Origin of the sequence: Streptomyces sp. NPDC058880, assembly GCF_042742535.1 — a bacterium.
Classification (GTDB): domain Bacteria; phylum Actinomycetota; class Actinomycetes; order Streptomycetales; family Streptomycetaceae; genus Streptomyces.
This window is the reverse complement of sequence record NZ_JBHYMC010000024.1, coordinates 19,471-32,593: the sequence shown is the minus strand read 5'-3', so window position 1 is coordinate 32,593 and position 13,123 is coordinate 19,471. Positions and strand designations below refer to the sequence as shown.

General features: G+C 72.5%; 12 protein-coding genes. 4 read left to right on the top strand and 8 right to left on the bottom strand.

Annotated features, from left to right (window positions below; genetic code table 11):
• Positions 1-87: 87 nt before the first annotated feature.
• Positions 88-882, bottom strand: a complete 795-nt coding sequence (locus ACFW2G_RS16350) for a VOC family protein (protein ID WP_037924903.1) — start codon at positions 880-882, stop codon at positions 88-90.
• A gap of 203 nt (positions 883-1,085) precedes the next feature.
• Here ACFW2G_RS16350 and ACFW2G_RS16345 point away from each other — a divergent pair, with 203 nt between their 5' ends.
• Complete coding sequence (locus tag ACFW2G_RS16345; RefSeq protein WP_384452886.1) at positions 1,086-1,766, top strand: flavin reductase family protein; 681 nt, start codon at positions 1,086-1,088, stop codon at positions 1,764-1,766.
• A gap of 100 nt (positions 1,767-1,866) precedes the next feature.
• On the opposite strand, the gene ACFW2G_RS16340 is transcribed toward ACFW2G_RS16345, so the two are convergent.
• Genes ACFW2G_RS16340 through ACFW2G_RS16330 form a run of 3 tightly spaced genes read right to left on the bottom strand, consistent with a single transcriptional unit; the run spans position 1,867 to position 5,064 of the window.
• The gene (locus ACFW2G_RS16340) at positions 1,867-2,934 is read right to left on the bottom strand and encodes a Zn-dependent alcohol dehydrogenase (RefSeq protein WP_037924898.1); all 1,068 of its coding nucleotides are present in this window, start codon (positions 2,932-2,934) and stop codon (positions 1,867-1,869) included.
• Positions 2,931-4,130, bottom strand: a complete 1,200-nt coding sequence (locus tag ACFW2G_RS16335) for an acyl-CoA dehydrogenase family protein (protein WP_384584139.1) — start codon at positions 4,128-4,130, stop codon at positions 2,931-2,933. Before ACFW2G_RS16335 ends, ACFW2G_RS16340 begins: the two co-directional genes overlap by 4 nt.
• Positions 4,131-4,143: 13 nt before the next feature.
• Positions 4,144-5,064, bottom strand: a complete 921-nt coding sequence (locus tag ACFW2G_RS16330; RefSeq protein ID WP_384452895.1) for an SDR family oxidoreductase — start codon at positions 5,062-5,064, stop codon at positions 4,144-4,146.
• A 108-nt stretch (positions 5,065-5,172) separates the two neighbouring features.
• Here ACFW2G_RS16330 and ACFW2G_RS16325 point away from each other — a divergent pair, with 108 nt between their 5' ends.
• Positions 5,173-6,099, top strand: coding sequence for a cyclase family protein (locus ACFW2G_RS16325; RefSeq protein WP_384452897.1), 927 nt, complete (start codon positions 5,173-5,175; stop codon positions 6,097-6,099).
• A 77-nt stretch (positions 6,100-6,176) separates the two neighbouring features.
• Positions 6,177-6,959 carry a hypothetical protein gene (locus ACFW2G_RS16320; protein ID WP_384584142.1) on the top strand — a complete coding sequence of 261 codons (783 nt, stop codon included), beginning with the start codon at positions 6,177-6,179 and terminating at the stop codon, positions 6,957-6,959.
• 220 nt (positions 6,960-7,179) lie between these two features.
• On the opposite strand, the gene ACFW2G_RS16315 is transcribed toward ACFW2G_RS16320, so the two are convergent.
• The 4 genes from ACFW2G_RS16315 to ACFW2G_RS16300 all read right to left on the bottom strand — a co-directional run bounded on the left by ACFW2G_RS16315 (position 7,180) and on the right by ACFW2G_RS16300 (position 11,376).
• On the bottom strand, positions 7,180-7,668 hold the full coding sequence (locus ACFW2G_RS16315) for an ATP-binding protein (RefSeq protein WP_384452904.1): 489 nt from the start codon (positions 7,666-7,668) through the stop codon (positions 7,180-7,182).
• Positions 7,669-8,069: 401 nt separating this feature from the next.
• The gene (locus tag ACFW2G_RS16310) at positions 8,070-8,972 is read right to left on the bottom strand and encodes an acyl-CoA dehydrogenase family protein (RefSeq protein WP_384584145.1); all 903 of its coding nucleotides are present in this window, start codon (positions 8,970-8,972) and stop codon (positions 8,070-8,072) included.
• Between the two features lie 5 nt (positions 8,973-8,977).
• The gene (locus ACFW2G_RS16305; RefSeq protein ID WP_037924884.1) at positions 8,978-10,132 is read right to left on the bottom strand and encodes an acyl-CoA dehydrogenase family protein; all 1,155 of its coding nucleotides are present in this window, start codon (positions 10,130-10,132) and stop codon (positions 8,978-8,980) included.
• On the bottom strand, positions 10,132-11,376 hold the full coding sequence (locus ACFW2G_RS16300) for an amidohydrolase family protein (RefSeq protein ID WP_384452913.1): 1,245 nt from the start codon (positions 11,374-11,376) through the stop codon (positions 10,132-10,134). Before ACFW2G_RS16300 ends, ACFW2G_RS16305 begins: the two co-directional genes overlap by 1 nt.
• Before the next feature lie 173 nt (positions 11,377-11,549).
• Between ACFW2G_RS16300 and ACFW2G_RS16295 the strand changes: the two genes are divergently transcribed.
• Entirely contained in the window at positions 11,550-13,103 is a 1,554-nt protein-coding gene (locus ACFW2G_RS16295) for a class I adenylate-forming enzyme family protein (RefSeq protein WP_384452916.1), read from the top strand.
• The last annotated feature ends 20 nt before the right edge of the window (positions 13,104-13,123 follow it).

The following is a 13,123-nucleotide window of genomic DNA, read 5'->3' as shown; positions in this document are numbered from 1 at the left end:
GCCTCGGCGTACTCGCGCGGTCCGACAACGCAGCGAGGTGCCGTGCCGGGGCCGTGCGGCGGTGAGCCTTCCCGGTCACCGCACTCACTAGCTGCGCGGTTCGGGCCTCAACAGCGCGAACACCGCGCCGAAGGGGTCCGCGAGCCAGCCGATCCGCCCGACGTCCGGTACGTCGGCGGCCGGCATCAGGACGGTCCCGCCGCTCTCCTCGGCCCGGGCGGCGGTGGCGTCGACGTCGCTCACATGGAAGTAGGGCACCCAGCGGGCGTCGCCGCCGTCACCGCCGCCCGCGCCCTCGCCGAGCGGTGCGACCCCTCCGAAGGAGGCGTCCGCCAGGTCACCGTCGGCGGTGCTCAGGACCCGGTACGTCATGCCGGGAACCTGCATCTCGGCGTGGCGCCATCCGAACAGCCCGGCGTAGAAGGCGATGTCGGCGACCGGGTCGGGTACGTGGAGCTCCGCCCAGACCAGCGTGTTCTCGGCGGAGGCGACCTCGAAGCCGGCGGTGTTTCCCGGCTGCCAGCAGGCGAACTCGGCGCCCTGCGGGTCGGTGAACTGCGCCAGCCGGCCCTCTCCCATGACGTCCATGGGCTCCGTCCGGACCGTCCCGCCGCCCGCCCGTACGGCCTGGGTGGTGGCCTCGATGTCGGGGGTCATGAAGTGGTGCATCCAGGCCGAGCGGGCGCCTTCCTCGGTGAGCGGTCCGAGGGCGGCGACGGTCTTGCCGTCCTGCCGGAAGAAGCCGTACCCGCCGGCCTCAGGTCCGGCGGAGACGAACTCCCAGCCGAAGACGGCGCCGTAGAACGCGGCGGCCACTCCGGTGTCGGGGCTCCCGAGGTCGAGCCAGTTGGGTGATCCGGTGCGGAAGTCGGTGCCGAGCATGGGCCCTCCCGGGGTACGGCGGCGGTACGGGGTCGCTGCCACGATGCCGAGCCTGCCTCGCCGACTGCGCCCACGCCCCCGCCCGGACGGCCGGTTTCACCCGTGCGGGTGCGTCCGCGGTGACCAGCGTCGGGCCCGGTACCGAAGGGGTGGCCGCCCACCCCTTCACATCTGACGAACCGTCAGTTTCAATCGGAGGTGTGATGGGACACGCAGGGATGGCGGCCACCGTCGTCCGATACCTCAGGTCAGCCGGCTCCCCCACCGCCGCCTCGGCACAGCGGGACCCCGAGTCCGTCGACGCCCTCCCGCGTCCCGATCTGCGGGCCGTCGGCGACGACGAGCGCGCGCCGGTCGGTCCGGCCGAGTTCCGGACCGTCCTGGGGAACTTCGCGAGCGGTGTCACGGTCATCACCGCGCCGCCCGGTGGGGAGGCGGACCGGGACCGGGACGGGGGCCGGGAAGCGAACGCGGACCAGGAAACGGACGGGCCGGCCGGGTTCGCCTGCCAGTCCTTCGCCTCGCTGTCCCTGGACCCTCCCCTGGTCACCTTCATGGTGGCCCGTACCTCGACCACCTGGCCGCGGATCGCCCGCGCCGGGGTGTTCTGCGTCAACATCCTGGGAGCCGAGCAGAGCGAGCTGTGTCGGGCCTTCGCCGTCAGCGGCGCGGACAAGTTCGCCGGGGTGGCCCACACCCCGGCCCCCGTCACCGGGTCCCCGCGGCTCGCCGCCGTGCCCGCATGGATCGACTGCCGGATCCACGCCGTCCACACGGGCGGCGACCACCTCATCGTCGTGGGCCGGGTCGTGGCCATGGGTGCGGCAGGGGAGGGCGATCCGCTCCTCTTCCACAAGGGTCGCTTCGGCCGCCTCGCCGAGTGACGAGCGCCGGACCGCCCGGCCGGCGCGGCGCCACCGGCAGCAGAACGCCGACTGCCGGTCCATCCCCGGGGGCGGACCGGCGGCCGGCGCCGGCGGCGGTTCAGAAGGTGAGCACCCCGCGGGCCACCCGCCCGTGGTGGGCGTCGTCGACGGCCTTCGCGAAGTCCTCGACCGGGTAGACCTCGGTCACCAGCTCGTCCAGCAGCAGCCGGCCCTGCCGGTAGAGCTCCGCGTACAGGGCGATGTCGCGCTGCGGGCGCGAGGAGCCGTACCGGCAGCCCATGATCGTCTTGTCGAGATACATGGACGAGACGCGGAAGGACGCCTCCTCCGTGAAGCCGGGGACGCCGAGCAGCACCGCCTGACCGTGCCGGTCGAGGAGGTCCACGGCCTGGCGGATCAGCGTGACGTTGCCCACGCATTCGAAGGCGTGGTCCGCGCCGGTCGGCAGGATCTCGCGGACCGCGGCCGAGGAGTCGGCGACCGCGGACGCGTCGACGAAGTGCGTGGCCCCGAACTTTCGTGCCACCGCCTCCTTCGCCGGATTGGCGTCGACCGCCACGATCGTCGTGGCGCCGGCGATCCGGGCGCCCTGGAGCACATTGAGCCCGATGCCGCCGGTGCCGATCACGACCACCGTCTCGCCGTGGTCGACGCGGGCCCGGTTGAGGACCGCGCCCACCCCGGTCAGGACCCCGCAGCCGATCAGCGCCGCCGACGTCAGCGGGATGTCGGCCGGAATCTTCACCGCCTGCACGGCCCTGACGATCGTCCTCTCCGCGAAGGCGGAGTTCGAGGCGAACTGGAAGAGGGGCGTGCCGCCCCGCGAGAACGGCTGCCCGGGCGCCCCGATCGCCTTGCGGCACATCGTCGGCCGGCCCCGGTCGCAGTCCGCGCACGCCCCGCAGTTGGCCAGTGTGGACAGCGACACGTGGTCGCCGGGGGCCACGTGCGTGACGCCCTCGCCGACGGCCTCCACGACCCCGGCGCCCTCGTGCCCGAGCACCACCGGCGGCGGGAACGGGATCGTCCCGTCCATCACCGACAGGTCGCTGTGGCACAGTCCGGCCGCGCCGATCGCGACGAGCACCTCGCCCGGCCCCGGATCCCGGACCTCCAGGTCGTCGACCACCCGGGCCTGCTTGCCGTCGAACACGACGCCTCTCACCTGGACTCCTTCGGCAGGCCGAGCACGCGCTCGGCGATGATGTTGCGCTGGATCTCGTCCGAACCGCCGTAGATCGTGTCGGCGCGGGTGAACAGGAACAGGCGCTGCTCCTCGTCGAGTCCGAGCTCGTACGGGAGCTCCGGCGCCCAGCTGCCCGGCCCGGCCGCGGCCGCCGCCCCCCGGACCTCCACCGCCAGCTCCCCGAGCCGCCGGTGCCAGCCGCCCCACAGCAGCTTGGCCACGCTGGGCGCGCCCGGACCGCCCTGCGCGCCCAGGGTCCGCAGCGCGTTCCAGCGCATGGTGCGCAGCTCGGCCCACTGCCGTACGAGGCGGTCGCGGACCACCGGGTCGGCCGTGCCCGAGGCGGCGTACCGGCCGAGGACGCGTTCCAGCTCGGCCGCGAAGCCGATCTGCTGAACCAGCGTGGACACCCCCCGTTCCAGGGCGAGCAGGCTCATGGCCACGGTCCAGCCGTCGCCCTCCCCGCCGACGGTCTCCGCGGCCACCGCCCCGTCGAAGAACACCTCGTTGAACTCCGCGGTCCCCGACATCTGCCGGATCGGCCGTACCTCCACGCGGCCGGGCTGGTCCATCCGTACGAGCAGGAAGGACAGCCCGCGGTGACGCTTCGACCCGGGCTCGGTGCGGGCGAGGACGAAGCACCAGTCGGCCTCCCGGGCCAGGGAGGTCCAGATCTTCTGCCCGGTGACGCGGTGGAGCCCGTCGGCCGGGTCGCGGACGGCCGCGGTGCGGATGCCCGCCAGGTCGGAGCCTGCGCCCGGCTCGCTGTAGCCCTGGCACCACAGCTCCTCGCCGCGCGCGATGGCGGGCAGGAAGCGGCGCTGCTGCTCCCGGCTGCCGTGGGCGATCAGGGTGGGCGCGAGGAGGTTCTCGCCGATGTGGCCGACCCGGCCGGGGGCGCGCAGCGCCGCGTACTCCTCGGCCCACACCACCTGCCCGGTCAGTGAGAGCCGCCGCTGCCCGTACGTCCCTTCCGGAGCCTCCCAACCCTGTCCGATCCAGCCGCCGCGGCCGAGCTCCCGCTCCCAGGCGCGCCGGGCCTCCACGCCCTCGTGCTCGCTGCCCGGCCCGCCGAGGCCGACGGCGTGCGCGTACGGGCCCACGAGGTGCTCGGCCAGCCACGCGCGGGCCCGTCCGCGCAGTTCCTCGTCCTCGGTCCCGAAGCCGAAATCCATGCCGCGCCCCCCGTCAGGCGTTGGGACGGTCCTTGGCGGATGCCGCCTTGGCCATGGCGTCGAGCTGCGCCAGCATCGGCATGGGGTCCGTGCCGACCGTCCCGGGCAGGAAGTCCGCGATCTTCTCCGGGGTCCAGGAGCCTTCGGCGTATCCGGCGCGCAGCTCGCGCGGCTGCGCCCAGACGGCGATCTTCGGGCCGGCGATCGTGTAGACCTGCCCGGTGATCCGCTCACCGCCGATGGCGACGGCCTTGTCGGAGAGCAGGTAGGTGACCAGCGCCGCGACGTCCTCGGGCTCGCCGATCTCCTTGAGCTCCATGGGGACGTTCGCGGACATGCGGGTGCGGGCGACGGGCGCGACCGCGTTGGCGGTGACCCCGTACTTGGCCAGGCCCAGGGCCGCGGAGCGGACGAGGGAGATGATCCCGCCCTTGGCGGCGCTGTAGTTGGCCTGGGCGACCGAGCCCTGGTGGTTGCCGCTGGTGAAGCCGATCAGGGTGCCCGATCCCTGGCGGCGCATGACGGCGGAGGCGGCGCGGAAGACGGTGAAGGTGCCCTTGAGGTGGGTGGCGAGAACCGGGTCCCACTCCTCCTCGCTCATGTTGAACAGCATCCGTTCGCGCAGGATGCCGGCGACGCAGGCGACCCCGTCGAGGCGTCCGTACCGCGCGAGGGCGGTGTCGACGACGCGCTGGCCGCCCGCCATGGTCGAGATGTCGTCGGCGACCGCGACGGCCTCCCCGCCTGCGGCGAGGATCTCCTTGACGACGCCGTCGGCTATCTCGCTGGTGGGCTCTGCGCCCTCGATGCCGACGCCGTAGTCGTTGACGACGACCTTGGCGCCCTCGGCGGCCGCGGCGAGTGCCACGGCCCGCCCGATGCCCCGGCCGGCGCCGGTGACGGCGACGACCCTGCCTGCCAAGAACTTCCCCACGCCCGGCCCCTTCCCGCGTTTTCTGACGGACCGTTAGATTCTATGGGTAGCCGGATGCACGTGCACAAGACCTCGTTGCCGCATTCACCCAAGGAGCTGTCGAAGCCCATGACCCTGCCCGCCGAGTTCCACGACATCGCCAAGCGCGTCAACAACTGGGGGCGCTGGGGCGCCGACGACGAGACCGGCACCCTGAACCTGATCACCGGCGACGTCGTGCGGCGCGCGGCCGCGGAGATCCGCAGCGGCCGCCGCATCCCCCTCGCACTACCTCTGAAGGAGGACGGGGTCCAGGTCGGCATGATCCCCGGTCGGATCAACCCGCTGCACGCCATGGTGCAGATCAACCAGGAGCTCTTCGGACCGGGCACGGTGGCGTGCAGCGACGACGCCGTCAGCATGGGCCTCCAGGCGGGCACCCACTGGGACGCCCTCACCCACGTCTCGCACTCGGGTCGGATCTACAACGGCCGACCGGCGGGCACCATCACGGCGCACGGGCGGGCCGAGTTCAGCGGCATCGACAAGGCCGCCCCCATCGTCTCGCGCGGGGTGCTCCTGGACGTGGCCCGCGCCAAGGGCCTCGACCGGCTGCCGGGCGGCCACGCGGTGACCCCGGCGGACCTGGCGGAGGCCGAGGAGTTCGGCCGGGTCGCCGTCCGCCCCGGCGACATCGTCCTGGTGCGCACCGGCCAGATCCAGGTTTACCTGGCGGGCGACAAGCACGGCTACGGCTTCCCGTCCCCCGGGCTGTCCGTCCGCACACCCGAGTGGTTCCACGCGCGGGACGTGGCGGCCGTCGCGAACGACACCCTGACCTTCGAGATCTTCCCGCCGGAGATCGAGAACCTGTGGCTGCCGGTCCACGCCCTGGACCTGGTGGAGATGGGCATGCACCAAGGCCAGAACTGGAACCTGGAGGGGTTGTCCACGGCCTGTGCGGAAGAAGGCCGGTACGCCTTCCTCCTGTCCGCCATGGCCGAGCCGTTCGTCGGCGGCACCGGCACCCCGGTGGCCCCGGTGGCCGTCCTCTGAGACGCGTCCGCGCAGCGGGCGGGGGCGGGAGCACCCGGCGGCCGGGGCCCGCACCGGATGGGAACCATGATGTGTCCATGACGCGTCACCGTTCTCGCGTCACCCCCCGCTCCTCACCACCCCCAGCACTGGAGAAGCACATGTCCAACCCGTACCAGGCGCCCCCACCCCCACAGCCGCCGCCCTTCACCCCGGGGGCCCCGCAGCGGCGCGGGAGCAACAAGTTCGTCGTCTTCCTCGTCCTCGCCCTGGTCGTCGGCGGCGCCTACGGCGCCTCCAAGGTGCTGCGCGAGGACGACGGCAAGCCGTCCGGTTCGGTGTCCGCGTCCGCGTCGCCCTCCGCCAAGCCAACCGCCAAGGACCCCGGCTCCCCCGAGTCCTCCTCCGACACCTCCGGCGCCTGGAAGGTCGGCGACTGCGGCGGCCCCGACCCCTCCAAGGGCGCCGACGCGTACAAGCGGACCGGCTGCTCCGACTCCGGAGCCTCCTTCAAGGCCATCGACATCAAGGACGCCAGCTTCCTGCCGGGCTCCATCCAGTGCCCGCCGGGCACCGACGTGATGATCGAGGTGAGCATCTCCTACAACGGCGGCGCGTCGAGCGGCATCCCCACCAACACCGTCTGCGGCCGCAACCTGTCCAACGACCACCCCGGCGACGCGGGAGCCGGCGGCGGCCAGCTCGTCAAGGGCGACTGCGTGACCTCCCAGGCGAAGGAGGTCCCCTGCGGCAGCTCGGGCGCGCAGAAGGTGCTCGGCCTGGTCGAGACGAAGGAGGAGTGCCCCTCCGGCACCACGAACCCCATCCGGCTGACCATCGCCGTGGGTCGCCCCTACGACGTGATCTGCACCGACGGCTGAGCTCCGACCCGGCGCCGCCGCACTCCGCCACCCGGATCGCCGGGCCGCGGCGCGCGCCGCGGTGTACTGCGGGTGGCGGCGGCGCGCATGCACGCCCCGAGCACGGCACGGCAGCCGCCACCCGGCGACCCGCACTCGTCAAGGCGTGTCCTTGGCGTCCCCTCGCGTCGAATCGCTCGACACCAGGGTGATCAACGGGTGACGAACCGTCAACACCTCGTTAGAGGTACACGCGCGGTTCCCGCCCCGGAGTGTGAACTTCGGCAGGGCGGCAGGAGGCTTCGTCCGACGCACTGCTCGTCGCGGCGTCCGCCTCCTCCTTGTGGCCGCGGTCGACCTCGCACCAGATCCGCTTGCCGGCACCCTCGCGTTGCCAACCCCACCGGTCCGCGAGTCCGTCCACCAGCTCCAGGCCGCGCCCGCCCGTGTCCTCGCCGCACGCCTGCCGGCGGGCCGGCGCACGGTCGCTGGCGTCGGCCACCTCGACCCGCACCCCCGGCCCCCCGAACAGCATGCGCAGCACGGCCGGACAGCCCGTGTGCACGACGGCGTTCGTGACCAGCTCGGAGATCAGCAGGATCAGCGTCTCGGCGAGCGGTTCGTCATCCCCTATGCCCGACCCCGCGAGCCGGGACCGCGCCCACCGTCGGGCCCGGCCGACTTCGGCCGGATCCACACCTACTTCCAGCTGAACCTGAAGCACCTGCACCGCTCACACCATCCGAACCGGCGGACACTTCGCCTCGCGACAGGACGGGATCACCGAACGTGACCCCCTTCCGTAGCAGCATGGTTGACCTACAGTCACCACAACAAGCGCTTCGGGCATATTCACGCGCGAAGGAGTGGGCGTGATGCATACTGTGCGACGCTCACGCCGCTCAACCGCTCGCATTCGTCGGAGCGTACCGGAGCAGCCGCCCGACTCCGGGCCGTAACGGGGTGGGCGAAGGACACAAACCGATATCAACTCTCTGTAATCGGACATGCGTCCCGCGTCGTTGCTCCCGTGCCCCTCTCGACCCACCCGTCACACGCCACACACCGCCGCTCCCCCGGCCTGTCACCCCGCCGGTCACCCCGCCGGTCACCCCCTGGCCATCCCGTCGGTCAGCCCGCCGAATCCAGCAGCTCCTCCGCCAGCAGCTCCTCCGCCGCCGCCGCCGTCCGCCACTGCTCGGCCCGCACCCAGGCCCGCTTCAGATGCAGGTGCACGTCCGCCTCCCAGGTGAAGCCCATCCCCCCGTGCACCTGCAGACAGTCCCGTGCGTTGCGCACGGCCGCCCCGTCCGCGAGCAGCTTCGCGCCCGCCGCCTCCCCCCGGTCCCCGGTCACAGCCGCCGCGTACACCGCCGTACGGGCCACCTCCGCCCGCACCAGCATCTGCGCGCACAGGTGCTTGACCGCCTGGAACGCCCCGACGGGCTGCCCGAACTGCTCGCGCTCCCCCGCGTACCGCACTGCCAGCTCCAGCGTCCGCAGCGCGCTCCCGACCTGGAGCGCGGCCGTCAGCAGCGCCCCCTGCGGCACGTACGCGTCCAGGTCGACGCCGTCCGGTCGCACCACCCGGTGCAACGGCGTCAGCGGGTCCACCGCCCGCACCGGCTCACCCTCCGGGAGCGCGGCCGCCCCCAGCACCGCGTCCGCCTCGCCCAGGTACGCCACCAGGTCCCCGCCCAGGTCGAACGCGGTCACCACGGCCGTTCCCGCCGCGGCCCCCGGCACCACCCCGGCCGCCAAGTGCGTCGCCACCAGCGGCCCCGGCACCAGGGCCCGCCCGGCCTCCTCGAAGACGATCACCGCCTCCGGCAGCGCCAGCCCCACTCCGCCCTCGGACTCCGCCAGCCGCAGCGCGAAGAGGCCCGCCTCCCCCAGCTCGCGCCACAGCCCGCGGTCCACGGCCGCGCCCGCCTCCACCGCCGCCCGCAGCTCCCGGCGGCCGTACCGGCCCTCCAGCAGGGCTCGTACGCCCGCCCTCAGGTCCCTCTGGTCCTGCGTCGGCTGGAAGTCCACGCCCCTCACCGGCCCTTCGGGAGGCCGAGGATCCGCTCGGCGACGATGTTCCGCTGGATCTGCGAGGTGCCCGCCGCGATCGTGTACGAGAGGCCGGAGAGCCGGCCCTGCACCCACTCCTCGTCCAGGGACAGCGCCGAAGCCCCCAGCACCTCGGCCGCCACGTCGTACAGATCCTGGCGGGCGTGCGAGTAGGCGAGCTTGAAGACCGACCCTCCAACGCCCGGCACCCCGCCGGAGCGCTCCGACTCGCTGACGTTCCACTGGGTCAGCCGCCACAGCGCGCCGAACTCGCCGTGCAGCCGGCCCAGTCGGCGCCGCAGCACGGGGTCGTCCCAACGACCGTTCGCCTTCGCCGTCCGGGCCAGTTCGCGCAGGGTCCGGCGGCACGCGACGACCTCGCCGACGAAGGCGGTGCCCCGCTCGAAGGACAGCGTGACCATGGTGACCCGCCAGCCGTCGTTCTCCGCGCCCACCCGGTTGGCCACCGGGACGCGCACCTCGTCGAGGAAGACCTCGGCGAACTCGGTGGATCCGGCGAGCGTGCGCAACGGCCGTACCGTCACCCCCGGCGCGTCCATCGGCATGGCCAGCCAGGAGATCCCCCGGTGCTTGGGCGCCCCGGGATCCGTGCGCACGAGCAGCTCGCACCAGTCGGCGACCTCCGCGTGCGAGGTCCAGATCTTCGAGCCGCTGATCACGTAGTCGTCACCGTCGCGGACCGCGCGGGTGCGCAGGGCGGCCAGGTCGGAGCCCGCGTCCGGCTCGCTGAAGCCCTGGCACCACACCTCCTCGCCGCGCAGGACGGGCGGCAGCCAGCGCGCCCGCTGCTCCGCCGTCCCCTCTGCGGCGACCGTCGGGCCGGCGTGCAGCAGACCGACGAAGTTCGCGCCCACGTACGGGGCCCCGGCCCGCTCCGTCTCCTCCAGGAAGATCAGGTGCTGGGTCGGGGTGGCGCCGCGGCCGCCCGCGTCCACCGGCCAGTGCAGTCCCGCGTACCCGGCCTCGTACAGCCTGCGCTGCCAGCCCAGGTCGTAGGCGCGCCGGCCGGGCCAGTCGTCGGGGGATGGCCTGGCGGGCAGCTCGGGCAGGGCCTTGAGGAGCCACGCGCGCAGACGCGCCCGGAAGTCCTGCTCCTCGTCGGTGTAGGTCAGGTCCATCAGCGGGCCGTGTTCCCGCCCGTGTTCGGACTGCGGTCGAGGTTGCGGTCCGCGCCGCGGTCCAGGTCGAGGTCGAGCATGCGGATGGCGTTGCCGCGCATCAGCTTGTAGACGGTCTCGTCGTCCAGCCCCCGCACGTGGTCCAGGGCGACCTCCTTGGTGTGCGGGAAGGTCGAGTCGACGTGCGGGTAGTCGGTCTCGAAGGTCGCGTTGTCGCGGCCGACGACGTCGAGCGAGGCGATCCCGTGCTTGTCGCGGAAGAAGCAGCAGAACATCTGCCGGTAGTAGTACGTCGACGGCGGCTCGGGAATCAGGTCGCGCACCCCGCCCCACGCCCGGTGCTCCCGCCACACGTCGTCCGCACGTTCCAGGGCGTACGGGATCCAACCCATCTGCCCCTCGCTGTAGGCCAACTTGAGCCTCGGGAACGTCACCAGCACGCCGCTGAAGAGGAAGTCCATCATCGAGGCCATCGCGTTGTTGAAGCTGAGCGAGGCCTGGACGGCGGGCGGCGCGTCCGGGGAGGCGGCGGGCATCTGCGAACTGGACCCGATGTGCATGTTGACCACCGTCCCGGTCTCCTGGCAGGCCGCGAAGAAGGGGTCCCAGTAGCCGGAGTGGATCGACGGAAGCCCCAGGTAGGTCGGTATCTCGGAGAAGGTCACGGCGCGCACCCCGCGGGCGGCGTTGCGCCGGACCTCGGCCACCGCCAGGTCGATGTCCCACAGCGGGACGATGCACAGCGGGATCAGCCGGCCGCCGCTGTCGCCGCACCACTCCTCGACCATCCAGTCGTTGTAGGCGCGCACGCAGGCGAGGGCCACCTCCTTGTCGTGCGCCTCGGCGAAGGTCTGCCCGCAGAAGCGCGGGAAGGTCGGGAAGCACAGGGAGGCCTCGACGTGGTTGAGGTCCATGTCGGCGAGGCGCGCCTTGGGGTCCCAGCACCCCTGGCGCATCTCCTCACGGGTGATCCCCTCCAGCGTCATGTCGTCGCGGTCGAAGCCGACGGCGGCGATGTTGCGCTTGTACGGGAACTTCAGGTCCTCGTAGATCCACCAGTCGGTCGGCGGGCCGTCCGGGTCCATGGAGATCACGTACTTGCCGCCCGTGTACTGGAGCTCGCCGATGCCGGCCGTGAGCGCCTTGGGGCCGCGGTCACGGTACTTCGCGGGCAGCCAGACGTCGAACAGGTGCGCGGGCTCGATCACGTGGTCGTCGACGCTGATGATCCGAGGAAGTTCCATGGGCTCCCCAATCCGGTGCCGGTCCGAGGCCGGTCCGAGGGGGCCGGTCCAAGCGATCTGATGGATCGTCAGAAACAAGCTAGCCCCGCCACCCCTGGACCGACAAGCGCACGCGCTCTACGCTCTGCGCTTGATCTGACTAACCGTCAGCTACAGCGAGGGGGAGGTCCGGGATGACGGACACCGCGACCGCGACAGAACTGAGCCGCTCCCGCACCCTGTGGGAGCTCGTCACCCGCAGGGCCGCACTCACCCCGGACACCACCGTCCTCATCGAAGCGGCCGAGGACCCCGCAGCCGACCGCACGCTCACCTTCGGAGAACTACGCGACCGCGCCGAGCGCGTCGCCGCGGGCCTCCACGACATGGGAGTGCGCCCCGGCACCGTCGTCGCCTGGCAGCTCCCCACCCGCATCGAGACCGTGCTGCTCACCGTTGCCCTGGCCCGGATAGGCGCCGTCCAGACGCCGGTCATCCCCTTCTACCGGGACCGCGAGGTCGGCTTCGCGCTGCGCGAGTCCAAGGCGGGCTTCTTCGCGACACCCGGTGTGTGGCGCGGCCACGACTACCCCGCCATGGCCCGGCGACTCGGCGCCCGCGGCGTCTTCGACGCCTACGACTCCCTCCCGGACGGCGACCCGGACGTACTGCCCCCACCGCCCGCCACCGGCACCGACGTCCGCTGGATCTACTGGACCTCCGGCACCACCTCCGACCCCAAGGGCGTCCTGCACACCGACCGCTCCCTCATCGCGGGCGGCTCCTGCCTCGCGCACTCCCTGCACCTGACCCCGTGCGACGTCGGTTCGATGGCCTTCCCCTTCGCGCACATCGCCGGACCGGACTACACCGTGATGCTGTTGCTCTACGGCTTTCCCGCGGTCCTCTTCGAGAAGTTCGCCATGCCGGACGCCCTCGACGGCTACCGCCGCCACGGGGTCACCGTGGCCGGCGGATCGACCGCCTTCTACTCGATGTTCCTCACCGAGCAGCGCAAGGACCCGGACGTCCCCCTCATTCCGACCCTCCGCCTCCTCGCGGGCGGCGGCGCCCCCAAACCGCCGGAGATCTACCACGCCGTGGTCCGCGAACTGGGCTGCCAGCTCACCCACGGCTACGGCATGACCGAAGTCCCCATGATCACCATGGGTGCCCCCGACGACACCCCCGAGCACCTCGCCACCACGGAGGGGCGGCCCCCGGAGGGCATGTCCATCCGCATCACCACCCCAGACGGCACCCCGCTGCCTCCGAACACCGACGGCGAGGTGCGACTGCGCGGCGAGGCGGTCTGCCAGGGCTACCTGGACGGTGGCCAGTCCGCCGAAGCCTTCGACCCCGACGGCTACCTGATCACCGGCGACCTCGGCCACCTCACTCAGGAGGGCTACCTCGTCCTCACCGGCCGCAGCAAGGACGTCATCATCCGCAAGGGCGAGAACATCTCCGCCAAGGAGATCGAGGACCTCCTCCACCGCCTTCCGGGCGTCGCTGACGTGGCGGTCATCGGCCTCCCGGACCAGAGCCGGGGCGAACGCGTCTGCGCGGTCGTCGAACAGCCCGAGGGAGCGCCTCCCCTGACCCTCCCCCAGGTCACGTCGTACCTCCGCGCCGAAGGCCTCGCCACCCACAAACTCCCCGAGCAACTGGAGCTCCTGGCCGCCCTGCCCCGCAACGAAGCCCTGCGCAAGGTCCTGAAGTACAAGCTGCGCGAGCGATACGCGTAGGGGGCGGGGCGGGGCGGAAC

Excerpts from the sequence above, each read along its gene's own strand:
- ACFW2G_RS16325 (WP_384452897.1), top strand. The coding sequence starts at position 5,173 with ATGACCCTGCCCGCCGAGTTCCACGACATCGCCAAGCGCGTCAACAAC.
- ACFW2G_RS16345 (WP_384452886.1), top strand. The coding sequence starts at position 1,086 with ATGGGACACGCAGGGATGGCGGCCACCGTCGTCCGATACCTCAGGTCA.
- ACFW2G_RS16335 (WP_384584139.1), bottom strand. The coding sequence starts at position 4,130 with ATGGATTTCGGCTTCGGGACCGAGGACGAGGAACTGCGCGGACGGGCC.
- ACFW2G_RS16350 (WP_037924903.1), bottom strand. The coding sequence starts at position 882 with ATGCTCGGCACCGACTTCCGCACCGGATCACCCAACTGGCTCGACCTC.
- ACFW2G_RS16295 (WP_384452916.1), top strand. The coding sequence starts at position 11,550 with ATGACGGACACCGCGACCGCGACAGAACTGAGCCGCTCCCGCACCCTG.
- ACFW2G_RS16300 (WP_384452913.1), bottom strand. The coding sequence starts at position 11,376 with ATGGAACTTCCTCGGATCATCAGCGTCGACGACCACGTGATCGAGCCC.
- ACFW2G_RS16320 (WP_384584142.1), top strand. The coding sequence starts at position 6,177 with ATGACGCGTCACCGTTCTCGCGTCACCCCCCGCTCCTCACCACCCCCA.
- ACFW2G_RS16305 (WP_037924884.1), bottom strand. The coding sequence starts at position 10,132 with ATGGACCTGACCTACACCGACGAGGAGCAGGACTTCCGGGCGCGTCTG.